Below are 24,194 nucleotides of genomic sequence, written 5' to 3'. Positions count from 1 at the left end.
CGTAGCTTCAAGGCGTTCAGTGGGCCTCGAAGCAGATATGGCGCAGCGGACGGGACTCGAACCCGCGACCCCCGGCGTGACAGGCCGGTATTCTAACCGACTGAACTACCGCTGCGTATCGCTATGGACTTGCGTCCAGTTAACTCGTCTGATCAAAACCCTTGGGCTTCAATCTCGAACCAGGCGAACCTGCTTCGGAAAATATGGCGCAGCGGACGGGACTCGAACCCGCGACCCCCGGCGTGACAGGCCGGTATTCTAACCGACTGAACTACCGCTGCGCGTCGGTGGAGGCTTTTGACAGCTTCCGTTTTGCTTTCGCAAAACTCTCGTAAAACATGGTGGGTGATGACGGGATCGAACCGCCGACATTCTGCTTGTAAGGCAGACGCTCTCCCAGCTGAGCTAATCACCCTTTGCTTCGTTGAGGCCGCGAAATTTACGCAGGTGCCGAAGCTAAGTCAATAGCAGGGTTGAATTTTTTTCAAAAACAGCCTCGAGCCGCAAGCTTCAAGCTGCAAGTCAAAAGCGCCAACACCACATAATCGCTTGCAGCTTGCAGCTCGCGACTTGTAGCGGCTGTTCATTCATAAATCATTTTCTTGGTCATGCCACCGTCCACCACGAACTCCTGCCCCGTGACAAAACCGGCATTGCGCGACAACAGCCACGCCACCATCGCCGCCACGTCCTCTACCGTGCCGACCCTCCCCGCAGGATGCTGGGCATGATCGGCATCCGTCAACGGCTCTGCGCGACGCTGGGACGGATCCCGCGCGTCGATCCAGCCAGGGCTGACGGCGTTGACCCGGATCTCCGGCCCCAAGCTGATTGCCAGGGCATGGGTCAGGGCCAGCAGGCCACCCTTGCTCGCCGCATAGGCTTCGGTGTCTGGCTCCGATTGCGCGGCCCGGGTCGAGGCCAGGTTGACGATAGCTCCGTTGTGAGCGCGCAGATACGGCGCGCAGTGCTTGGCCAGCAGCATCGGCCCGCCCAGGTTCACCGCCAGGACCCGATTCCAGTAAGCCAGGTCGAGGCTCTCCAGGGTGATGTTGTGCGGATCGGCGATAGCCGCGTTGCACACCAGCGCGTCGAGCCGCCCGAACTGCCCGAGCACCTCGGCGATACCGGTGGCGACCTGCGCCTCGTCCGCCACGTCCATGGCGATGAACCAGGCATGATCGCCCAAGGTCTTCGCCACCTTGGACCCGCGCTCGCGGTCCAGGTCAGTCAGCACCACCTGCCAGCCTTCACAGATCAGCCAGGCAGCAATGCCCAGGCCGATGCCCCGCGCGGCGCCCGTAACCAGTGCAACCCGGCCATGAGTACCGCTCGGCGGCGTAGCCAGCTCAATCACAAGGCCGCCAACCCGCGGGCCAGGTCGGCTTGCAGGTCCGCGACGTCTTCCAGGCCGACCGCGACGCGGATCAGGCTGTCACGAATACCCGCCGACTCGCGTTCCTGAGGCGACAGGCGCCCGTGGGACGTGGTGCTCGGGTGGGTGATGGTGGTTTTGCTGTCACCCAGGTTGGCCGTGATGGAAATCAATCGGGTCGCATCGATGAAACGCCAGGCGCCCTCCTTGCCTCCCTTGACCTCGAAGCTCACCACCGCACCGAAACCGCGCTGCTGACGCAAGGCCAGGTCATGTTGCGGATGGCTCTTGAGGCCGGCGTAATGCACTTTCTCGATACCGTCCTGCCGCTCCAGCCACTCGGCCAGGGCCTGGGCGTTGGCGCAATGGGCCTTCATGCGCAGGCCGAGGGTTTCCAGGCCCTTGAGGAAGATCCAGGCATTGAACGGGCTGAGGGTCGGCCCGGCGGTACGCAGGAAGCCCACGACTTCCTTCATCTGCTCGCCACGACCAGCCACCACACCGCCCATGCAACGACCCTGGCCATCGATGAACTTGGTCGCCGAATGCACCACCACGTCGGCGCCCAGCTTCAGCGGTTGTTGCAGTGCCGGGGTGCAGAAGCAGTTATCGACCACCAGCATGGCGCCCTTGGCGTGGGCGATTTCCGCCAGCGCGGCGATGTCCACCAGTTCGGCCAGAGGGTTGGAAGGCGACTCGACGAAGAGCAGCTTGGTATTGGCCTTGATTGCCGCATCCCAAGCGGACAGGTCCGCCAGGGGCACGTAATCGACTTCCACGCCGAAACGCTTGAAGTACTTTTCAAACAGGCTGATGGTCGAACCGAAGACGCTGCGCGACACCAGCACATGGTCGCCGGCGCTGCACAGGCTCATCACCACGGCCATGATCGCGGCCATGCCGGTGGCGGTCGCTACGGCTTGCTCGGCGCCTTCCAGGGCGGCGATGCGCTCCTCGAATGCCCGCACGGTCGGGTTGGTGTAGCGCGAGTAGACGTTGCCCGGGACCTCGCCAGCAAACCGCGCCGCAGCGTCGGCGGCCGTGCGAAACACGTAACTGGAGGTAAAGAACATCGGATCGCCATGTTCGGCTTCCGGTGTACGGTGCTGACCCGCGCGAACCGCCAGGGTATCGAACGCTACGCCTTCAAGGTCGCTGTCCAGCCGACCGGCATCCCAATCCTGACTCATGCTGCCACTCCTTAATCGGTTAAACGCAAACCGGCCCCTCGGGGCCGGTTCGTACTCAGTTGTTGTACAGATCGATGATCGCACTGACCGCCTGGGTCTTGGCCTTGGACGCATCGTTACGCGCGTTCTCGATCTTGTTCAAGTACGCATCGTCGATATCGCCGGTGACGTACTTGCCATCGAATACCGCGCAATCGAACTGTTCGATCTTGATCTTGCCACCGCCCACCGCTTCGATCAGGTCCGGCAGGTCCTGGTAGATCAGCCAGTCGGCGCCAATCAGGTCGGCCACGTCTTGGGTGGTGCGGTTATGAGCGATCAGCTCATGGGCACTCGGCATGTCGATGCCGTAGACGTTCGGGTAGCGCACGGCTGGGGCCGCGGAGCAGAAATACACGTTCTTGGCGCCGGCTTCACGGGCCATCTGGATGATCTGCTTGCAAGTGGTGCCACGAACGATGGAGTCGTCCACCAGCATCACGTTCTTGCCGCGGAATTCCAGCTCGATGGCGTTGAGCTTCTGGCGTACGGATTTTTTCCGTGCGGCCTGGCCCGGCATGATGAAGGTCCGGCCGATGTAGCGGTTCTTCACGAAGCCTTCGCGGAACTTGACGCCCAGGTGGTTCGCCAGCTCCAGTGCGGCGGTGCGGCTGGTGTCCGGGATCGGGATGACCACGTCGATGTCGTGTTCCGGACGCTCGCGCAGGATCTTGTCGGCGAGCTTCTCGCCCATGCGCAGGCGCGCCTTGTAGACCGAGATACCGTCGATGATCGAGTCCGGACGCGCCAGGTAGACGTGTTCGAAGATGCACGGGGTCAGGGACGGATTGGTCGCGCACTGACGGGTGTGCAGCTTGCCGTCTTCCGTGATGTAGACCGCTTCGCCCGGAGCCAGGTCGCGAATCAGGGTGAAGCCCAGCACGTCCAGGGACACGCTTTCGGAAGCGATCATGTACTCGACGCCTTCGTCGGTATGACGCTGGCCGAACACGATCGGGCGGATGCCGTGGGGATCGCGGAAACCGACGATGCCGTAGCCGGTGATCATCGCTACCACCGCGTAGCCACCCACGCAACGGTTGTGCACGTCGGTCACGGCGGCGAACACGTCTTCTTCGGTAGGCTGCAACTTGCCACGCTGGGCCAGCTCATGGGCAAACACGTTGAGCATCACTTCCGAGTCGGAACTGGTGTTGACGTGGCGCAAGTCAGATTCGTAGATCTCCTTGGCCAGTTGCTCGACGTTGGTCAGATTGCCGTTGTGCGCCAGGGTGATGCCGTAAGGCGAGTTGACGTAGAACGGCTGGGCTTCAGCCGACGTCGAGCTGCCCGCGGTCGGGTAGCGCACGTGGCCGATACCCATGTGACCGACCAGGCGCTGCATGTGACGCTGGTGGAACACGTCACGCACCAGGCCGTTGTCCTTGCGCAGGAATAACCGGCCGTCATGGCTGGTCACGATACCGGCAGCGTCCTGGCCGCGGTGCTGGAGCACGGTTAGCGCGTCATACAGCGCCTGATTGACGTTCGACTTACCGACGATACCGACGATGCCACACATGCGACGCAACCCCTACTTAATGGATCTGAACTGAACAACACTCACTGCGGCGTTTTGGCCGTCGGCAAGAGGTGTTCCTTGAACGGTATTTCAGCGGGTACGCTGATACCGCTGGCAAGCCACTGACTGCTCCAACCCAGGATCAGGTTTTTGGACCAGTCTGCGACCAATAGAAATTGTGGCACGAGCCGGGACTCCTGCCACCACGTATCCTGCTGCACCGGCCCGAGGCTCAAGAGCCCGACGGCCACGACCACCAGCAACGCGCCACGCGCCGCGCCAAAGGCCATGCCCAGGAACCGGTCCGTCCCGGAAAGCCCGGTGACGCGAATCAGTTCGCCGATCAGATAATTGATCATTGCGCCAACCAGCAAGGTGGCGATAAACAAGATGGCACAGCCCGCGATCACGCGGGCCGAGGGAGTTTCGATGTATCCGGCGAGGTACTGGGACAGCGAGCCACCAAACATCCAGGCTACGACTCCCGCGATGATCCAGGTCAGCAGCGAGAGGGCTTCCTTGACGAAGCCGCGGCTCAGACTGATCAATGCGGAGATGGCGACGATCGCAACGATCGCCCAGTCAACCCAGGTAAATGGCACGGTGCAGCCTACAGACGGATAAGGCGGCGCATTTTAGCAGAGCCCAGGGCTGTCGGTAAGCTGCGTCATTCAAATCAGCTAAATCGCCGTCAACCACGCTCTGGCTGGAAGCGCACGACGAACCCCTTGAGGTTTTGCTGGCGGCTGAGCAGGTCACGCAGGCGGTCGGCCTCGGCGCGCTCGATCAGCGGACCGACAAACACTCGATTCTTGCCATCGGCGGAACGGATGTAGGCGTTATAGCCCTGGCTGCGCAAGGTTTTCTGCAAGTTCTCGGCACTTTCGCGACTGGTCAGGCTGGCCAGTTGCACCGACCAACTGACCGACAGGCCATTGGCATCCACACGACTCTGGGTCGTGTCCGGCTTGGCCGGAGCGGCGGTGATCGGCTGGCTCGGGGCCGGCTTGATCGCCGGCGCCGCCGGAACAGGCACGGGGGCGACAGCCGGTTTGCTCGGTGCGGCGGGAGCCGGCGTGGCAGGCGCCGGTGCAATCGGCGCGGAGGGCGCAGCAGGTTGCTCGGCCAGTTCCTCGTCGCTTGGCACCGGTTCCTGAGGCAACGCCTGGGGCTCGGGCACGGCCACCGGCTCGACCTGCACCGGCGGCACCGAAGGCGCCTGGGGCGCGGCTGGGGCGTCGACCGTGACCTGGCGCTGCTCGTCCTGGCGGGAAAACAGCATCGGCAGGAAAATCACCGCCAGGGCCACCAACACCAGGGCCCCGACCATGCGCTGCTTGTACGCCTTATCCAGCAATGCCATCTGCAGCTTCCTCCGTGGAGCGCCGGGCCAACCATTGAAGGGCCTCGGCAACACAAAAAAATGATCCGAACAGCACGATTTCATCATCGGCCGTCGCCAGGGCGCACTGCCCTTCCAGGGCGGCAGCCACACTGGCATAGGCTTGCACTGGAGCACCGTGACGCTGCAAGGCCTCCTGCAGCTCAGCCGCCGTACGCGAGCGCGGCGAATCCAGCGGCGTTACCGCCCAGTGCTGGACACTATCATCCAACGCCTCGACAACGCCATCCAGATCCTTGTCGGCCAGCAGCCCGAACACTGCCAGGCGCCGCCCTGCCACGGGCCGCCGCGCCAGGCGCTCGGCCAGGTACTGCGCCGCGTGGGGGTTATGGCCGACGTCCAGCAACAGGTTCAGGCGCTTGCCTTGCCAGTCAAACTGACGGCGGTCGAGGCGACCGACCACACGGGTCGCCTGCAACGCCTGGACGATTTGAGCGGCTTTCCAGGACAAGCCCAGCAACAAGTAGGCCTGGAGCGCCAGCGCAGCGTTTTCCATCGGCAGGTCCAGCAGCGGCAGGTCGCGCAACTCAACCGGATTGCCGTGCAGGTCACTGCCGCGCCATTGCCAATGCTGCTCGGTCATCGCCAGGTCGAAATCCCGACCACGCAGAAAGAACGGGCAGCTCAGTTCGCGAACCTTGTCCAGCAATGGCTGGGGAGGATTGAGATCGCCACACAGCGCAGGCGCGCCCTGGCGGAAAATGCCGGCCTTCTCGAAGGCCACGGATTCGCGGGTATCACCCAGGTAATCGGCATGGTCCACGCCAATGCTGGTGACCAATGCAATGTCGGCATCCACCAGGTTGACCGTATCCAGCCGCCCGCCCAGGCCGACTTCCAACACAACCGCATCGAGACCGGCACGGGCAAACAACCAGAACGCCGCCAGGGTGCCCATCTCGAAATACGTGAGGGTTGTATCGCCTCGTCCGGCTTCCACCGCGGCAAAGGCTTCGCACAGCTGAGCGTCAGTGGCTTCGACGCCATTCACTTGCACCCGCTCGTTGTAGCGCAGCAGGTGCGGCGAGCTGTAAACACCGACGCTCAGCCCTTGGGCCCGCAGCAGCGAGGCCAGGAAGGCGCAGGTGGAACCCTTGCCATTGGTGCCGGTGACAGTGATGACCCGGGGCGCCGGCTTGGCCAGTCCCATCCGGGACGCTACCGTTTGCGAGCGCTCCAGCCCCATGTCGATGGCCGATGGATGCAACTGCTCGAGGTAGGCAAGCCAGTCGCCCAGGGTGCGTTGGGTCATAGCCCGGCAGGCACTGGCGGGACCACGATCGGCTCGACCGGTGCGGCGACGAATGTCGGCGTCGGCAAGCCCATCAGTTGCGCCAGCAGATTGCCCAGGCGCGGACGCAGCTCCTGGCGATGGATGATCATGTCGATGGCGCCATGCTCCAGCAGGAACTCGCTGCGCTGGAAGCCTTCCGGCAGTTTTTCACGCACGGTCTGCTCGATCACACGCGGGCCAGCGAAGCCGATCAGGGCTTTCGGCTCGCCGACGATGACGTCACCCAGCATCGCCAGGCTGGCGGAAACACCGCCGTAGACCGGGTCGGTCAGCACCGAGATGAACGGAATGCCTTCTTCACGCAGACGCGCCAGCACCGCGGAGGTCTTGGCCATCTGCATCAGGGAGATCAGGGCTTCCTGCATCCGCGCACCGCCGGAAGCGGCGAAGCAGATCATCGGGCAACGGTTTTCCAGGGCATGGTTGGCGGCGCGCACGAAACGCTCACCGACGATGGCGCCCATGGAACCGCCCATGAAGGAGAATTCGAAGGCCGAGACCACCACCGGCATGCCCAGCAAGGTGCCGCTCATGGACACCAGGGCGTCTTTTTCACCGGTCTGCTTCTGGGCAGCGGTCAGGCGATCCTTGTATTTCTTGCCGTCGCGGAATTTCAGGCGGTCCACCGGCTCCAGGTCGGCGCCCAGCTCCACGCGGCCTTCTGCGTCCAGGAATATATCGATACGGGCACGCGCGCCGATGCGCATGTGGTGGTTGCACTTGGGGCAAACGTCCAGGGTCTTTTCCAGCTCGGGACGGTACAGCACCGCCTCGCAGGATGGACATTTGTGCCACAGACCTTCAGGCACCGAGCTTTTCTTCACCTCGGAACGCATGATCGAAGGGATCAGTTTGTCTACCAACCAGTTGCTCATGCTTTCTTTCTCCAGTACCGGCGGCCCGAACGCTCTGGTTCGCGGCCCCGCGTATGCCCTTGAGCTAAATTCATTGTGCGGCGAGGGTCGAACGGCCACCACGGTCAGCGCGAAACATGACCTGCGTGCAGCCCAATCCCCTCAGCCATCCCGGCAACCGCTGCACTGCGGTTGCCCCTACGCTATCGGCCCACCCGGAGGCGGTGCCTGCCTGCTTTGTACAGTGCAGGTATGGACGGCGGCAGTCTGCCAGCCGTCACATTGACTACTGGCTGTTGCGAACAGCAGCCATGAACGCACGAATCTTTGCCGGGTCCTTGATGCCCTTGCCCTGCTCCACCCCGCCGCTCACATCCACCGCGTAGGGGCGAACCTGGCGAATGGCCGCGGCGACGTTTTCCGCCGTCAGGCCACCGGCCAGGATGATCGGCTTGCCCAGGTCTTGTGGCACCAGCGACCAGTCGAATGCTTCGCCGGTACCGCCGGGCACGCCCTCCACATAGGTGTCCAGCAAGATGCCGCTGGCACCGGCAAAGGCTGCACAACCGACGGCGATGTCGTCACCGGCCTTGACCCGCAACGCCTTGATGTACGGACGATGCCAGCCTTCGCAATCGACCGGGGTTTCGTCGCCGTGGAACTGCAACAAGCCCAGCGGCACGGCATCGAGGATCTCGCCCAGCTCGCAACGACTGGCATTGACGAACAGCCCCACGGGTGTCACGAACGGCGGCAAGGCCTGAACGATCGCCCGCGCCTGCTGCACCGTCACCGCCCGCGGACTCTTGGCGTAGAACACCAGCCCGATGGCATCGGCCCCGGCCTCGACCGCCGCCAGCGCGTCCTCGACGCGGGTGATCCCGCAAATCTTGCTGCGAACGACGGGCATGGCGGCTAAAACCTCAGGCAAATCCGTGAAAGTCCCGGATGGTAACAAATGCTACGAAGGGCGTCAGCCGTCGAGTTCCGAGAAGCCGGTGAGGAAATGTGGCCCGATGTAACGCTCCGGCAGCTCGAATTCATCGCGATATTCCACCTGCACCAGGTACAGGCCAAACGGATGCGCCGTGACGCCGCCGGAACGGCGGACGCGACTGTCGAGCACCTCCTTGACCCACTCCACCGGCCGCTCGCCGGCGCCAATGGTCATCAGCACGCCGGCAATGTTGCGCACCATGTGATGCAGGAAGGCGCTGGCGCGGATGTCGAGCACGATCATTTTGCCGTGACGGGTCACGCGCAGGTGATGCAGCTCCTTGATCGGCGACTTGGCCTGGCACTGGCCCGCACGGAAAGCGCTGAAATCGTGGACGCCGACCAGGTATTGCGCGGCCTCGGCCATGCGCTCGACGTCCAGCGGGCGGTGGTTCCAGGTGATTTCTTCGTTCAGGTGCGCCGGACGGATCTGATCGTTGTAGATCACGTAGCGATAACGCCGGGCGATGGCCTTGAAGCGGGCATGGAAATGCGCCGGCATCACCTTGGCCCAACTGACGCTGACGTCATGGGGCAGGTTGATGTTGGCGCCCATGACCCAGGCTTTCATCGAGCGTTCGACCTGAGTGTCGAAATGCACCACCTGGCCGCAGGCATGCACGCCGGCATCGGTCCGGCCGGCACAATGCAGCGACACGGGCGAGTCGGCGACTTTGGACAGTGCGTTTTCGAGGGTTTCCTGCACCGTCAATACACCAGACGCCTGGCGCTGCCAGCCACGGTAGCGCGAGCCTTTGTATTCAACGCCCAAGGCGATCCGGAAAAAGCCGTCGGCCGCCATTTCGGCGGCCGGGTTGTCTATGTTTGCCAAGGAATTACAGCCTGCTGAGTACGCAAAGGCGGGCATTATAAGGCCGGCGGGGCGGGATGCCAGTGCAAAGGGTGGTCCTGGGTTGGATCGACGGGCGCCATCGCGAGCAAGCTCGGCTCCCACAGGGATCTGCTCCCACAGAGATCTGGGTGCTATCCCTTGTGGGAGCTGAGCTTACTCGCGATGAGGCCAGCCCAGACACCAAAAATCCCGCTGTAAACAAAAACGGCAGCCTCACCGGCTGCCGTTTCTGTCTATCTGCTGACTCACACCAAACGCGACAACATCTCCTGCGCTTCGCTCTTCTGAGTCGCATCGCCTTCGCTGAGGACTTCGCCTAGGATGTCGCGGGCGCCGTCGTGGTCGCCCATGTCGATGTAGGCCTGGGCCAGATCGAGCTTGGTCGCCACCTCGTCGGTACCACTGAGGAAGTCGAAGTCCGGCTCGTCTTCAGCACCAACCAGGGCATCTTCAGCGGTAAAGGTCGGCTGGGCCAAGCTGTCGGACAGACGATCCAGTTCGGCGTTCACATCGTCCAGCTCGGATTCAAAAGCATCCTTCGGCCGGTCATGGGCATCCATCTCGTCGGCAAGGGACAGATCAAAATCTGCCGGCAGTTCGAGATCGTCGGCCGGCGTATCGTCCAGGGCCGGCGTTTCAGCTGCTGGAAGGTCCAGACCCTTGAGATCGTCACCCAGGTCCAGCAGGAAGTCTTCATCATCGAGCGCCGGGACCGGAGTCGGCGCGTCTGCACCCAGGTCCAGGTCGAATTCCGACAGGTCGTCCAAGCTCTCGTTGGCTTCAGTCTGTTGCTTGAGCACCGACTCGAAACTCAGGTCGTCGTCTTCCGGGAAAGCGTCCAGCTCGGCGACAGGCTCCGGCGCTGACGCGACCGGAGTCTCCAGGTCGTCCAGGCTCAGGTCGAAGGCGCTGTCCAGCTCCTCGTCGGTGGGCGATTTGTCCTCCAGCAGGTCCTTGACGTACTGCGCGTCCAGCTCTGCAGCCACTGCCGCCGCGGCCAGGCCGGCGGCGGTAGCGACCACCATGGCCGGGAAACGGCTTTTCAGCTGTTCGACCTGGGCGAAGTTGTCGCCATTGGCCACCAGTTGGCGCTCCTGGGCCACAAAGGCGTCGCGGTCGCCCTGCAGACCGTAAACTTCCATCAACTTCAGGCGCAGGTCACTGCGCTGGGGTTCGGCCTTGATGCCCTGCTCGAGCAGGTCAGCGGCCTGATTCAAGCGACCGCGGTCCATATGGGACTGGGCCTGGGGCAGCACGTCGTCGGAGCGATCGGCCGCCGGAGCCACCAATGGCGCGGCGATAGGCGGCGTGACCACCACAGGCGCGACCACCGGGGCCGGCTTGGGTGCTGGCGCAGGAGCCGGCGCGGGTTTTGGCTCAAGCTTTACGCTAGGCGGTGGAACATCAATGCCCTCGAAGCTGCTCGGGGGCAGATCGAACTCCGGGGAGAAGTCAGCCTCCTCCTCGAGGGCCCGGGCCATGCGCAAGTGTTTTTCCGCTTCCTGCTGGGCCTTGCGTCGACGGGCGAGCAACAACAGCAGCAACAGTAAAAGCAGCGCGCCACCGCCAATCAACCCCAACAGGATCGGATTGGTCAGCAGGTCGTTGTATTTTTGCTCGTTGGACGCGGCAGGCGTCGGCTCGACCGGTATGGCAGGTGGCGCCGCTTCCGGGGTCGCTTCTGGCGCAGGTGCAGGCGCAGTCGTCGGGGCCTGTGCCGCTGGCGCAGGGGTCAGCTCTGCGGACATTGCCGGGGGTGCCTCGCCTACCGGCGGAACCGCGGCACCTTCGGCCTGCATCTTGGCCAGTTGATTGTTCTTCAGCTCGATCAGGCGCTGCAGTTTGTCCAGTTGGCTCTGCAGATCCGCCATGCGGCTTTTCAGCTCTTCGTTGTCCCGGCGAGCCGAATCGAGGCTTTCCTGGGTAACCGCAAGTTTGTTGGCCAGCGCCTGGGCATCGCCAGCAGCGCCCTTGCCCTTGCCGCCCGCTTTCGCCGAGTCGGCCGACACCAGGCTCAAGTTGTCACGCCCGGCCGCCTGTGCCGGTGCGCCTTCGCCACGGCCACGCTTGGTGGCATCCAACTGTTGCTTGCCAGCACCCGCCACGCCGCGACGCCCCGAGCGCCAGGCGGCGTTCTGCGCAGCCACTTCGGCGATGGCCTGGGGTTGCGGCAACGCCGTGCTTTGCACCGGATCCGGCAGGCGCAACACCTGGCCGGTCTTGAGCAGGTTGATGTTGCCGTTGATGAACGCGTTCGGGTTCAACGCCTGGATCGCCAGCATGGTTTGCTGGACCGACCCACCGTTGCGCACCTTGGCGGCGATTTCCCACAGGGTATCGCGCGGCGTGGTGGTGTATTGGGAAGGCTTGGTGGCCCCGGTGACCGGCGTGGCCACGACCTGGGGCGGTTTTGCCCGGGCCGCGTCGGCGGCCTGCGGCGAGAATTTGGAGGGATCGAGCAATACGCTGTAGTCGCGCAGCAGGCGGCCGTTGGGCCACATCACCTGCACCAGGAACTTGACCATGGGCTCGGACAGCGGTCGGCTGGACGTGACCCGCAGGACACTCTTGCCGTTGGCGTTGATCACCGGGGTGAAGCTCAAGTCATTGAGAAAAGCCTGGCGGTCGACCCCGGCCTTGGCGAAATCGTCGGGCGAGGCCAGGCTCGGCACGACTTCGGCGGCGGTCAGTTGCTGGACGTCGAGCAACTCGATCTCGGCGACCAGGGGCTGGTTCGGCGTCGACTTCAGGGTCAATTCCCCGAGCCCGAGCGCTTGCGCCATACCGGAGGACAGCGCCGAGGCGGCCGCTATTGCTAACACCAGTTTGCGAACTTGAACCATAGCCTCTTCCTTTGTTTGAACATTCCTCGGCCAGCGAGAAGGTATTGATGCCGCTGCCGTAAGGCATTGCGCGCAGCCCCTAAACGACGGTGCGCGCGATCATTTCACTCATGCCCCGGGAAAGTCCCCCAGAGGGATGTTCGCCTTCAGCACTCCGGCCAAGCATAGCGCCCAGCTAGAATCATTCGACAAATTGATGCCAAGTATCTTTTACAGCAAGTCTTTTATCAACAACTCAGCCACCTGCACGGCATTGAGGGCCGCGCCCTTGCGCACGTTATCCGCCGTCAGCCACATATTCAGCTCAGCCGGATCGTCGATCCCCCCGCGCACACGACCAACGTAGACCACATCCTGCCCCACCGCATCACCCACCGCAGTCGGGTAGTCGCCCGCCTCCACCAGTTCGATACCGGGTGCCGCTTCCAAGGCCGCGTTGACCTTGGCCAGGTCGACGGCGTTCGCAGTCTGCACGGTCACGCTAAAGCTATCGCCAAAAAACACCGGGGCTTGAATGCAAGTGACGGAAATCTTTAACAAAGGTTGATTCAGCACCTGGCGCAACTCACGGACCAGACGCTTTTCCAGCGACGTATGGCCCTGCTCGTCCGGAGCGCCAACCTGGGCCAGCAGGTTGAACGCCATCTGCCGGTCAAAGAACTTCGGCTCCAGCGGACGGACGTTGAGCAGCTCGGCGGTCTGGCGCGCCAGCTCGCTCACGGCCACGCGCCCCTGGGCCGACACAGCGAGGCTGGCGGTCAGGCTGATGCGCTGCAGATCGAGGCACTCGCGCAGTGGCGCCAGCACGACCGCCAGGACCGTGGCCGATGCGCTGGGACTGCTGACCTGCAACGGCTTGCCCAAGCCGGCCAGGACCTGGGCATTGGCTTCCGGCACGATCTGCGGCGCCCGCTCGGGCGGCAAGGCCCCGGACAAATCGATCAGCGCGCAGCCCGCCGCAGTGGCCCGCGGGGCGAAACTCAGGGTCACCGCCGGGCCGGCGGCGAAGAACACCAGTTGGACTTTGCTGAAATCGAATTCGTCGACCTCACGCACCCGCACGTTTTTGCCGCGAAACATCACCGAGCTGCCTGCCGATTCGCTGCTGGCCAGCAGGTGCAGGTTGCCGACCGGGAAGTCCCGCTCTTCGAGAATCTGGACGAGGGTTTCGCCGACAGTACCGGTGGCGCCGATCACGGCAATATCAAAGGACTGGCTCATGGGTCTACCTCAGGTAAACGTGGGGAGCGGCACTTTACCGGGTGGTGGGTATGCAGGCAATTGGCTAGGGGAGTTGCAGTGCCTGGGCTGGCCTCATCGCGAGCAAGCTCGCTCCCACATGGGATCTTCAGTGATTGTAAAACCTGTGGGAGCGAGCTTGCTCGCGATGAGGCCAGCCCTGACACACAACCGTCTCCCAATAAAAACCCGCGCCTCTCACAAGGCACGGGTTCTTTCACAACAGCAGTCGATCAACGCTCGAGCAGGATCCGCAGCATGCGGCGCAGCGGTTCGGCCGCGCCCCACAGCAGTTGGTCGCCGACGGTGAAGGCACCGACGAACTGCGAACCCATGTTCAATTTGCGCAAACGGCCCACCGGCACATTCAGGGTGCCGGTGACCTTGGTCGGGCTCAGCTCCTGCATGCTGGTTTCGCGGTTGTTCGGCACCAGTTTGACCCAAGGGTTGTGCTGGCTGATCAGCCCTTCGATGTCGGCGATCGGCACGTCTTTGTTCAGCTTGATGGTCAGCGCCTGGCTGTGGCAGCGCATGGCGCCGATGCGTACGCAGATGCCGTCCACCGGGATCGGGCTCTTGAAGCGACCGAGGATCTTGTTGGTTTCGGCCTGGGCCTTCCACTCTTCCCGGCTCTGGCCGTTGGGCAGTTCCTTGTCGATCCAGGGGATCAGGCTGCCGGCCAGGGGCACGCCAAAGTTCTCGGTCGGATAGGCATCGCTGCGCATCGCCTCGGCGACCTTGCGGTCGATGTCGAGAATGGCGCTGGCCGGATTGGCCAGGTCATCGGCAACAGCGGCGTGGGTAGCACCCATCTGCTTGATCAGCTCACGCATGTTCTGCGCGCCGGCACCGGACGCGGCCTGGTAGGTCATGGCACTCATCCACTCCACCAGACCGGCTTCGAACAGGCCGCCCAAGCCCATCAGCATCAGGCTGACGGTGCAGTTGCCGCCGATGTAGTTCTTGGTGCCCGCGTCCAGCTGCTGGTCGATGACCTTGCGGTTGACCGGGTCGAGGATGATCACCGCGTCGTCCTGCATGCGCAGGCTGGAGGCAGCGTCGATCCAGTAACCCTGCCAGCCGGCTTCACGCAGCTTGGGGAACACTTCGCTGGTGTAGTCGCCACCCTGGCAAGTCAGGATCACGTCGAGGGTCTTGAGCTCTTCGATGCTGTAGGCATCCTTGAGCACACCGGTGTCCTTGCCCACGGACGGGCCCTGGCCACCGACATTGGAAGTGGTGAAAAACACCGGCTCAATGAGATCGAAATCCTGCTCTTCCAGCATTCGCTGCATGAGCACGGAACCGACCATGCCGCGCCAACCGATCAGACCTACACGTTTCATCGCAACTACACCTATACAAAAGTGGGCCACCGTCGAAGCGGTGGGCCCGAAAGATTACAGATTCCGCAGCGCGGCGACTACTGCATCGCCCATTTGCTGCGTACCGACTTTGGTACAACCTTGCGACCAGATATCACCGGTGCGCAAGCCTTGGTCCAGGACCACGCTGACGGCTTTTTCGATCGCGTCGGCGGCATCGTTCAAGTTGAAGCTGTAGCGCAGCATCATCGACACCGACAGGATGGTCGCCAACGGGTTGGCAATGCCCTGCCCGGCGATGTCCGGCGCCGAACCGTGGCACGGCTCGTACATGCCCTTGTTGTTGGCGTCCAGGGAGGCCGACGGCAGCATGCCGATGGAGCCGGTGAGCATCGACGCTTCGTCGGACAGGATGTCGCCGAACATGTTGTCGGTGACGATCACGTCGAACTGCTTGGGCGCACGCACCAGTTGCATGGCGGCGTTGTCGACGTACATGTGGCTCAGCTCGATGTCCGGGTAATCCTTGGCCACCTGCTCGACCACTTCACGCCACAGTTGGCTGGAAGCCAGCACGTTGGCCTTGTCCACCGAGCACAGTTTCTTGCCACGCACGCGGGCCATGTCGAAGCCGACCCGGGCGATACGGCGGATTTCGCTCTCGCTGTACGGCAGGGTGTCGTAGGCCTGGCGCTCGCCATTATCCAGCTCACGGGTGCCACGCGGGGCACCGAAGTAGATACCGCCGGTCAGCTCACGCACGATGAGGATGTCCAGGCCCGAGACGATTTCCGGCTTCAGGCTCGACGCATCGGCCAGTTGCGGATAAAGAATCGCCGGCCGCAGGTTGCCGAACAGGCCCAGTTGCGCGCGAATCTTCAGCAGGCCGCGCTCAGGGCGGATGTCGCGTTCGATCTTGTCCCATTTCGGGCCGCCCACGGCGCCCAGCAGCACGGCATCGGCGGCACGGGCACGGTCCAGGGTTTCGTCGGCCAGGGGCACGCCGTGCTTGTCGATGGCGGCGCCGCCGATCACGTCGTGGCTGAGTTCGAAGCCCAGGCCATACTTGTCGTTCGCCAGCTCCAGGACCTTGACCGCCTCGGCCATGATTTCCGGGCCGATGCCGTCACCTGGGAGAATCAGAATCTGCTTGCTCATGCTTTCCTCGTTTGCTCTGTCGACACGGGCCTGGGTTGCGTACCCAAGACCTGGCCGGGAAAAATGCTATCGCTCGGCCCACAGCACCAGTACATCTGTACTGAACGAACCATCGGCCTCAATCTCAAAATATTCTCGCACTTCATTGCCCATCGAACGCTGCAGTTGGAGAATCGCCCCGCGCATCACCTCGGGCGTACGCATGCGTTCGACCCAGGAGTGGTACTCCAGGCGCAGGCGCAGGCGCGAGGTGCTGCGGGTGTGCAACCCCGCTTCGCTGACCTGGCGCAACCACTCGCCGGCCGAATAATCGCGCACATGGCTGGTGTCACGCAGCACTTCGATGCTTTGCAAGTAGGTGTCCAGCAACGGCGTACCCGGCGACAGGATGTCGATGAACGCCATCATCCCGCCCGGCTTGAGCACCCGTCGTACTTCCCGCAACGCCAGGCCCAGGTCGCTCCAATGATGCGCCGAATAACGGCTGAACACGAAGTCGAACTCAGCGTCGGCGAACGGCAGGCGCTCGGCGGCGCCCCGTACCGTGCTGATGTTGCCCAGGCCACGCTCGGCCGCTGCCGCGGTCACAACATCCAGCATCTGTTGGGACAGATCGTAGGCCACCACTTCACCGGCCAGGGGCGCCACGTGGAAACTCACATGACCGGCGCCACAACCCAGGTCCAGCACACGGGCATCGCCACGACCGGCCAACGCAGCCTGTAGCAGCGCGAACTCAGCACCCTGGGCGTGCACGGCACTGCTCAGATAGGCCGAAGCCTGTTCGCCGAATTGCTTTTGTACAACCTGACTGTGGGCGGTGCTGGTCATGGGATTTCCTTATGGTTTTTTATTGCCTGGGCGGCCCCATCGCGAGCAAGCTCGCTCCCACAGGGGATTTTGGGTGTTCACAAAACACCTGTGGGAGCGGGCTTGCTCGCGATGAAGCCGGTACTGCCTACATCAATCCATCATGCATCGCGAAACAACCAAGGCTGGCTCGCCCGGTGCTTGGCCTCGAACGCGGCAATCGCCTCGCCGTCCTGCAGCGTCAAGCCGATGTCATCCAGGCCGTTGAGCAGGCAGTGCTTGCGGAACGCATCGATCTCGAAACCCAGCACCTTGCCATCGGGACGGGTCACCGTCTGGGCGGCCAGGTCGATCTGCAGTTGATAGCCGGGGTTGGCCTCGACCTGCTGGAACAGCTCATCCACGTCAGCATCGCTGAGGATGATCGGCAGCAAGCCGTTCTTGAAGCTGTTGTTGAAGAAGATGTCGGCGTAGCTCGGCGCGATGATGCTACGGAAGCCGTACTCTTCCAGGGCCCATGGCGCGTGCTCGCGGCTCGAACCGCAGCCGAAGTTCTCCCGGGCCAGCAACACGCTGGCGCCTTGGTAGCGCTCGGCGTTGAGCACGAAATCCTTGTTCAACGGCCGCTTGGAGTTGTCCTGGTACGGCTGGCCGACATCCAGGTAGCGCCATTCGTCGAACAGGTTCGGGCCGAAACCGGTGCGCTTGATGGACTTCAGGAATTGCTTGGGAATGATCTGGTCGGTGTCGACGTTGGCACGATCCAAAGGCGCGACAAGACCGATGTGCTGGGTAAAAGCTTTCATACTGCGCTCCTTCAGATCAATTCGCGGACGTCGACGAAACGGCCGTTGACGGCCGCCGCGGCGGCCATGGCCGGGCTCACCAGGTGCGTACGGCCACCGGCGCCCTGACGGCCTTCGAAGTTACGGTTGGAGGTGGAGGCGCAATGCTCGCCCGACTCCAGGCGGTCAGGGTTCATCGCCAGGCACATCGAGCACCCCGGCTCACGCCATTCGAAACCGGCCTCGAGGAAAATCTTGTCCAGCCCTTCCGCTTCGGCCTGGGCCTTCACCAGGCCCGAACCCGGCACCACGATGGCCTGCTTAATGGTCGAGGCCACCTTGCGGCCCTTGGCGATCACCGCAGCGGCGCGCAGGTCTTCGATCCGCGAGTTGGTGCAGGAGCCGATGAACACGCGATCGAGCTGGATGTCGGTGATCGCCTGGTTGGCGCTCAAGCCCATGTACTTCAAGGCACGGACGATGGAGTCGCGCTTGACCAGGTCCATTTCCTTGGCCGGATCCGGTACGTTCTGGTCCACGGCCAAGACCATTTCCGGGGAGGTACCCCAGCTGACTTGCGGCTTGATCTGCGTCGCGTCGAGCTCGACCACCGTGTCGAACTTGGCATCGGCATCGGAGACCAGGTCTTTCCAGGCCTCGACCGCCATGTCCCATTCCGCGCCTTTGGGCGAGAACGGACGGCCCTTGACGTACTCCACGGTTTTTTCATCGGCGGCCACCAGGCCGACGCGGGCACCGGCCTCGATGGACATGTTGCAAATGGTCATGCGGCCTTCGACGGACAAGTCGCGGATCGCGCTGCCGGCGAACTCGATGGCATGGCCGTTACCGCCGGCGGTGCCGATCTTGCCGATCACGGCCAGGACGATGTCCTTGGCAGTCACGCCGAACGGCAACTTGCCTTCGACGCGCACCAGCATGTTTTTCATTTTCTTGGCCACCAGGCACTGGGTGGCGAGCACGTGCTCGACCTCGGACGTGCCGATGCCATGGGCCAGGGCGCCGAAAGCACCGTGGGTCGAGGTGTGCGAGTCGCCGCAGACCACGGTCATGCCAGGCAAGGTCGCGCCCTGCTCCGGGCCGATGACGTGGACGATGCCTTGGCGCACATCGTTCATCTTGAATTCGACGATGCCGTATTCGTCACAGTTATCGTCGAGGGTCTGGACCTGCAGGCGCGAGACCTGGTCGGCAATGGCTTCGATGCCGCCCTTGCGCTCCGGCGTGGTCGGTACGTTGTGGTCCGGGGTCGCGATATTGGCATCGATGCGCCACGGCTTGCGCCCGGCCAGGCGCAGGCCTTCGAAGGCTTGCGGCGACGTCACTTCGTGAATGATGTGACGGTCGATGTAGATCAGCGCCGAGCCATCGTCGCGCTGCTTGACCAAATGCGAATCCCAGAGCTTGTCGTAGAGCGTTTTGCCGGCCATCAGACGGTTTCCTCATCAGCTTGTTTCTATGCCCCGGGCCTTGAACGAATCAATAACCCCTTGGCTTGTGAGGCTGATCCTATGGGGTTACATTAAATAACTCAAATTCATATTTTTCATGCTTTGCATAACCAACTGGAATCCGACCGGAACCGCCATGGACCTCGCCAACCTCAATGCTTTTATTGCCATCGCCGAGACGGGCAGTTTCTCCGGCGCCGGCGAACGCCTGCACCTGACCCAGCCGGCCATCAGCAAGCGCATTGCCGGCCTCGAACAACAACTCAAGGTGCGCCTGTTCGACCGCCTGGGCCGTGAAGTGGGCCTGACCGAGGCCGGCCGGGCCCTGTTGCCGAGGGCCTACCAGATCCTCAACGTGCTGGACGACACCCGCCGCGCCCTGACCAACCTGACCGGCGAGGTGACCGGGCGCCTGACGCTCGCCACCAGCCACCACATCGGCCTGCACCGCCTGCCTCCTTTATTGCGCGAGTTCACCCGGCGTTATCCCCAGGTGGCGCTGGATATCCAGTTCCTGGATTCGGAAGTGGCCTACGAAGAAATCCTCCATGGCCGGGCGGAACTGGCCGTCATCACCCTCGCCCCCGAGCCCCACACGCTGGTAAGGGCCACGCCAGTGTGGGACGACCCCCTGGATTTCGTGGTCGCCCCGGAGCATGCGTTGCTGGAAAACAGCGCGGTGAGCCTGGCGGACATTGCCTTGCATCCGGCGGTGTTCCCAGGAGGCAACACCTTTACCCACCACATCGTGCAACGGTTGTTCGAGGCCCAGGGCCTGACGCCAAACATCGCCATGAGCACGAATTATCTGGAAACCATAAAGATGATGGTTTCCATCGGCCTGGCCTGGAGCGTTCTGCCGCGCACCATGCTCGACGAACAGGTCGCGCGCATTCCTTTGCCGGGCATACAGCTCAGTCGCCAGCTAGGCTATATCTTGCACACCGAACGGACGCTATCGAATGCCGCACGGGCTTTCATGGCCTTACTGGACGCACAAATCGATTTGCCAGGGACAAAGGCATAGGTTGTGCCGCCTGTAGGGCCTTGGATGCTTGTGCTTAATGCCCAAAACCGCCCAGGGTTCGCTAGAAATGCCCAAACCTGCTGACCATCTCCCGCCCCTGCCGCGTATTCAGGCGCTCGACCCGAAGCGGTCCGAGCAAAGCTGGGACAGCGCGCCACAGTTACTGGCCGCCCTGAACGGTGCGCGGCTGGGCGCTTGGTCGTGGGACATCGACAGCGGCCAGATCAGTTGGTCCCGCGGCACCCAGGCATTGTTCGGCTTCGATCCGCGCCAACCGTTGCCGGCGGACGTGGACTACCTCGACCTGCTGTTGCCCGAAGACCGGGCCAGGGCCGTGCGCGCCTTTCACGCGGCAGTGGCTGGGGCGCCGCTGGAACAGGCGATGCATCACCGCATTGTCTGGCCCGACGGCAGCCTGCACTGGCTGGAAATCAGTGGCAGCGTGCTACCCGACAAGCATGGCCGGCCGCGCATGATCGGGGTGATTCGTGAAATCACCCATCAGCGCGAGCGGGAACAGGCGCTGCGCAGTTCGGAAAAACGCTTCGCCACGCTCTTTCATCTGTGCCCGAACATGGTCTTGCTGACCCGTCAGGAGGACGGGCTGATCAGCGAGGCCAACCAGTATTTCGAAAGCCTGTTCGGTTGGCCGGTGCATGACGTGATCGGCCGTACCACCCTGGAACTGGGCCTGTGGGTGGACCCCAAGCAGCGGGCGAAACTGGTGGAGGCAACCAAGGCCAAGGGCGAACTGGTCAGCATGGAAGTGGAGTTCCGGGCCAGCAACGGCCAGATTCATAACGGCATTCTGAGTGCGCAGAAAGTCGAGCTCGAAGGCCAGCCGTACCTGCTGAGCACGTTCCTCGACACCACCGAGCGCAAGCTCGCCGAACAGGCCCTCAAGGACAGCCAGGAACGCCTGGACCTGGCCCTCGACTCTGCGCAACTGGGCACCTGGGACTGGCACATTCCCAGCGGCATGCTCTACGGCTCGGCCCGGGCCGCGCAGCTCCATGGCCTGGAACCCAGGCCGTTCCATGAATCATTCGATGCGTTTTTCGAGGGGGTTCCCACCGAAGAACGCAACAACATGCGCAACGCCTACCGCAGCCTGCGGGAAGGCCCGGCGGGCAACTATCAATTGACCTATCGCGTGCAACTGCCCGACGGCAGCTCGCGCTACCTGGAAAGCCGCGCCCGCCTCTACCGCAACGACGATGGCAGCCCCTTGCGCATGGCCGGGACCTTGCTGGACATCACCGACCAGGTGGAGCGCGAACAAAGCCTGGCCGCCTCGGAAGAGAAATTCGCCACGCTGTTCCAGGTCAGTCCCGACCCGATCTGCGTCACCCACCAGGACAGCGGGCGGTTCCTCGAGATCAACTCCAGTTTCACTCAGACCTTCGGCTGGACCACCAGCGACGTGATTGGCCTCAGCGCCGACGAAATCGGCCTCTGGGGTGGCTCGGGCAGCAGTCTGCAACGCATCGAACGGGTGATCCGCGAACAATCGCTGAACAATGTCGCCATCGTCGTCCACCACAAGAACGGCCAGCCACTGACCTGTGTGATTTCCAGCCGGCAAATCAACGTCGGCAACCAGCCGTGCATCGTCACGACCTTGCGCGACATCACGCAGCAGCAACGCTCCGAAGCCGCCCTCAAGGCCAGTGAAGAGAAATTCGCCAAGGCGTTCCATTCCAGCCCCGACGCCATCACCATCACCGAACACCAAAGCGGTCGCTACCTTGAGGTCAACGACGGCTTCTGCCGGTTGACCGGCTACCGCGCCGACGAAGTGATTGGGCATACGGTCTACGAGGTAGGGATCTGGGCCGAAGAAAAACAACGCGCCGCCCTGCTGGCCGAATTGCAACTCAAGGGCCGCGTGCACCACCAGGAGATGCTCGGGCGCAATAAACGTGGGGAAATCCTCACGGTGGAGGTCTCGGTCGAGCCCATCACCCTCAATGAAACCGAGTGTCTGCTGCTGACAGCCCGAGACGTGAGCCTGCTGCGCAACGCCGAAGCCCAGATCCGCCACCTGGCCTACCACGACTCGCTGACCAACCTGCCCAACCGGGCCTTGCTGATGGACCGCCTGAGCCAGCAGATCGCCCTGCTCAAGCGTCACAACTTGCGTGGTGCCCTGCTGTTTCTCGACCTGGACCACTTCAAGCACATCAACGATTCCCTCGGTCACCCGGTGGGCGATACGGTGCTGAAAATCATCACCGCACGCCTGGAAGCCAGCGTACGCCTGGAAGACACCGTGGCGCGGCTGGGTGGCGATGAGTTCGTGGTGCTGCTCAGCGGCCTGGAGGGCTCGCGAAACGAGGTCAGCAAACAGGTTCAGGCCCTGGCCGACACCCTGCGCGAACTGCTCTCGGAACCGATGTTTCTCGATGGCCAGCGACTGCAGGTCACGCCGAGCATCGGTATCGCGTTGATCCCCGACCACGGTTCCACCCCTACCGATCTGCTCAAGCGCGCCGACATTGCGCTGTATCGCGCCAAGGACTCGGGACGCAACACCTCGCAGATGTTCCACACCACCATGCAAAAAGCCGCCAGCGAACGGTTGCGCATGGAAACCGACTTGCGCCTGGCCCTGGCCCGTGGCGAGTTCAGCGTGCATTTCCAGCCTCAGGTCGATGCCCGGGACAACCGCATCATCGGCGCCGAAGCCTTGGTGCGCTGGCATCACCCGGACCTCGGTGCCCAATCGCCCAACGAGTTCATCAAAGTGCTGGAGGACAGTGGCCTGATCCTCGAAGTCGGGACCTGGATCCTCGATGAAGCTTGCGACGGCTTCAAGCAACTGATCGCCAAGGGCAAGATCGATCCGCAGCGATTCAGCCTGTGCGTGAACATCAGCCCACGACAATTCCGCCAGAGCGACTTCGTCGAACGCATCGAAAGCAGCCTGGCCACCCACGGCCTGCCCTGCTCGCTGCTGAAACTGGAGATCACCGAAGGCATCGTGATCCAGAACCTGGACGACACCATCGCCAAGATGCGCCGGCTCAAGAAGCTGGGGGTGAGCTTCGCCATGGACGATTTCGGCACCGGTTATTCGTCGCTGACCTACCTCAAGCGCCTGCCGGTGGACACGCTGAAAATAGACCAGTCATTCGTGCGCGACGCCACCAGCGACCCCAACGACGCCGAAATCATCCGCGCCATCGTCGCCATGGCCCGCAGCCTCAACCTGGTGATGATCGCCGAAGGCGTGGAGACCCTGGAGCAGTTGCATTTTTTGCAAGGGCTTGATTGCCATTTGTACCAGGGTTACCTGCACAGCCGGCCGTTGCCGCTGGAGGCGTTTGAGCGGTTGTTGCCGTGACTGTGTGGCGAGGGGATTTATCCCCGCTGGGCTGCGAAGCAGCCCTAAAAGCAGTCGCCTCGGTGTGTCAGGCCTAAACAGCGTCGGCTGTTCTTTTTTGGGGCCGCTTCGCAGCCCAACGGGGATAAATCCCCTCGCCACAATGAGTCTTCCACTGATCTCCAGAATGAAGAAGGGCGCCATCTGGCGCCCTTCTTCAGTTGCGATGCATCAGTTTTGCAGCGCGGGTTGCTGCTGCGCACCGTTGATCGGGATGCGCTTGGCTTTCGCCTCTTCCGGAACCACTCGCAACAGGTCGATGCTCAACAGACCGTTACGCAGGCCGGCGGATTTGATCTCGATATGATCGGCCAACCGGAAGGACAGCTTGAACGCACGCTGGGCGATGCCCTGGTGCAGGAAGGTGACGCTGTCGTTGCTGGCTTCACGCTTGCCGCCACTGATGGTCAGCACACCTTTTTCCACTTGCAGGTCCAGGTCTTCTTCCTGGAACCCGGCGGCGGCGACCACGATGCGATACTCGTCATCACCATGTTTTTCCACGTTGTAGGGTGGATAGCTGCTGCCTGGTTCGTTGCGCAGGGCGGTTTCGAACAAGTCGTTGAAGCGATCGAAGCCTACCGAGGAACGGAACAGAGGGGCCAGCGAAAATGCAGTACTCATG

Annotated in this window: 19 protein-coding genes and 3 tRNA genes; 2 read left to right on the top strand and 20 right to left on the bottom strand. The window is 62.8% G+C overall.

Annotated features, from left to right (window positions below):
- Window positions 1-38: 38 nt before the first annotated feature.
- The 19 genes from BLP82_RS09490 to leuC all read right to left on the bottom strand — a co-directional run bounded on the left by BLP82_RS09490 (window position 39) and on the right by leuC (window position 19,136).
- Window positions 39-115: transfer RNA gene (locus tag BLP82_RS09490), tRNA-Asp, on the bottom strand.
- 89 nt (window positions 116-204) lie between these two features.
- A tRNA-Asp gene (locus BLP82_RS09485) sits at window positions 205-281 on the bottom strand.
- 58 nt (window positions 282-339) lie between these two features.
- A tRNA-Val gene (locus BLP82_RS09480) sits at window positions 340-415 on the bottom strand.
- Between the two features lie 168 nt (window positions 416-583).
- Window positions 584-1,357: an SDR family oxidoreductase gene (locus BLP82_RS09475; protein WP_092166953.1), complete on the bottom strand. Its 774-nt coding sequence runs from the start codon at window positions 1,355-1,357 to the stop codon at window positions 584-586.
- A complete protein-coding gene (locus BLP82_RS09470; RefSeq protein ID WP_092166951.1) occupies window positions 1,354-2,565 on the bottom strand; it encodes an O-succinylhomoserine sulfhydrylase in 1,212 nt (403 codons plus the stop codon). The genes BLP82_RS09475 and BLP82_RS09470 overlap by 4 nt, the downstream gene beginning before the upstream one ends.
- Window positions 2,566-2,620: 55 nt before the next feature.
- Window positions 2,621-4,126: an amidophosphoribosyltransferase gene (gene purF, locus BLP82_RS09465; RefSeq protein WP_053123453.1), complete on the bottom strand. Its 1,506-nt coding sequence runs from the start codon at window positions 4,124-4,126 to the stop codon at window positions 2,621-2,623.
- Window positions 4,127-4,167: 41 nt separating this feature from the next.
- A complete protein-coding gene (locus BLP82_RS09460; protein ID WP_030142022.1) occupies window positions 4,168-4,728 on the bottom strand; it encodes a CvpA family protein in 561 nt (186 codons plus the stop codon).
- An 89-nt stretch (window positions 4,729-4,817) separates the two neighbouring features.
- Window positions 4,818-5,489 (bottom strand): SPOR domain-containing protein, encoded by a 672-nt coding sequence (locus BLP82_RS09455; protein ID WP_092166949.1) that lies wholly within the window; start codon window positions 5,487-5,489, stop codon window positions 4,818-4,820.
- A complete protein-coding gene (gene folC / locus BLP82_RS09450; protein ID WP_092166947.1) occupies window positions 5,473-6,780 on the bottom strand; it encodes a bifunctional tetrahydrofolate synthase/dihydrofolate synthase in 1,308 nt (435 codons plus the stop codon). Before folC ends, BLP82_RS09455 begins: the two co-directional genes overlap by 17 nt.
- Complete coding sequence (gene accD, locus BLP82_RS09445) at window positions 6,777-7,697, bottom strand: acetyl-CoA carboxylase, carboxyltransferase subunit beta (protein ID WP_072407026.1); 921 nt, start codon at window positions 7,695-7,697, stop codon at window positions 6,777-6,779. Before accD ends, folC begins: the two co-directional genes overlap by 4 nt.
- 265 nt (window positions 7,698-7,962) lie before the next feature.
- A complete protein-coding gene (locus BLP82_RS09440) occupies window positions 7,963-8,586 on the bottom strand; it encodes a phosphoribosylanthranilate isomerase (RefSeq protein WP_092166945.1) in 624 nt (207 codons plus the stop codon).
- 63 nt (window positions 8,587-8,649) lie between these two features.
- On the bottom strand, window positions 8,650-9,474 hold the full coding sequence (gene truA, locus BLP82_RS09435; protein ID WP_092166943.1) for a tRNA pseudouridine(38-40) synthase TruA: 825 nt from the start codon (window positions 9,472-9,474) through the stop codon (window positions 8,650-8,652).
- Between the two features lie 296 nt (window positions 9,475-9,770).
- A complete protein-coding gene (locus tag BLP82_RS09430; RefSeq protein ID WP_092166941.1) occupies window positions 9,771-12,368 on the bottom strand; it encodes a FimV/HubP family polar landmark protein in 2,598 nt (865 codons plus the stop codon).
- A 210-nt stretch (window positions 12,369-12,578) separates the two neighbouring features.
- Window positions 12,579-13,589 carry an aspartate-semialdehyde dehydrogenase gene (locus tag BLP82_RS09425; protein WP_092166939.1) on the bottom strand — a complete coding sequence of 337 codons (1,011 nt, stop codon included), beginning with the start codon at window positions 13,587-13,589 and terminating at the stop codon, window positions 12,579-12,581.
- 251 nt (window positions 13,590-13,840) lie between these two features.
- Entirely contained in the window at window positions 13,841-14,953 is a 1,113-nt protein-coding gene (gene asd, locus BLP82_RS09420) for an aspartate-semialdehyde dehydrogenase (protein ID WP_053185893.1), read from the bottom strand.
- A gap of 54 nt (window positions 14,954-15,007) precedes the next feature.
- Window positions 15,008-16,090, bottom strand: a complete 1,083-nt coding sequence (gene leuB / locus BLP82_RS09415; protein WP_060741441.1) for a 3-isopropylmalate dehydrogenase — start codon at window positions 16,088-16,090, stop codon at window positions 15,008-15,010.
- A 66-nt stretch (window positions 16,091-16,156) separates the two neighbouring features.
- Complete coding sequence (locus tag BLP82_RS09410; RefSeq protein ID WP_092166936.1) at window positions 16,157-16,921, bottom strand: class I SAM-dependent methyltransferase; 765 nt, start codon at window positions 16,919-16,921, stop codon at window positions 16,157-16,159.
- 140 nt (window positions 16,922-17,061) lie between these two features.
- The gene (gene leuD / locus BLP82_RS09405) at window positions 17,062-17,706 is read right to left on the bottom strand and encodes a 3-isopropylmalate dehydratase small subunit (protein ID WP_092166934.1); all 645 of its coding nucleotides are present in this window, start codon (window positions 17,704-17,706) and stop codon (window positions 17,062-17,064) included.
- A gap of 11 nt (window positions 17,707-17,717) precedes the next feature.
- On the bottom strand, window positions 17,718-19,136 hold the full coding sequence (gene leuC, locus BLP82_RS09400) for a 3-isopropylmalate dehydratase large subunit (RefSeq protein WP_003203866.1): 1,419 nt from the start codon (window positions 19,134-19,136) through the stop codon (window positions 17,718-17,720).
- 157 nt (window positions 19,137-19,293) lie between these two features.
- Between leuC and BLP82_RS09395 the strand changes: the two genes are divergently transcribed.
- A complete protein-coding gene (locus BLP82_RS09395; RefSeq protein ID WP_060741438.1) occupies window positions 19,294-20,184 on the top strand; it encodes a LysR family transcriptional regulator in 891 nt (296 codons plus the stop codon).
- Window positions 20,185-20,251: 67 nt separating this feature from the next.
- Window positions 20,252-23,530, top strand: coding sequence for a PAS domain S-box protein (locus tag BLP82_RS09390; RefSeq protein WP_092167324.1), 3,279 nt, complete (start codon window positions 20,252-20,254; stop codon window positions 23,528-23,530).
- Between the two features lie 210 nt (window positions 23,531-23,740).
- On the opposite strand, the gene BLP82_RS09385 is transcribed toward BLP82_RS09390, so the two are convergent.
- A complete protein-coding gene (locus tag BLP82_RS09385) occupies window positions 23,741-24,193 on the bottom strand; it encodes an Hsp20 family protein (RefSeq protein WP_053123476.1) in 453 nt (150 codons plus the stop codon).
- Window position 24,194: the final 1 nt, after the last annotated feature.

The organism is Pseudomonas sp. NFACC37-1 (genome assembly GCF_900101575.1).
Lineage (GTDB): Bacteria > Pseudomonadota > Gammaproteobacteria > Pseudomonadales > Pseudomonadaceae > Aquipseudomonas > Aquipseudomonas fluorescens_AA.
This window is presented reverse-complemented; position numbering and strand designations above follow the sequence as displayed.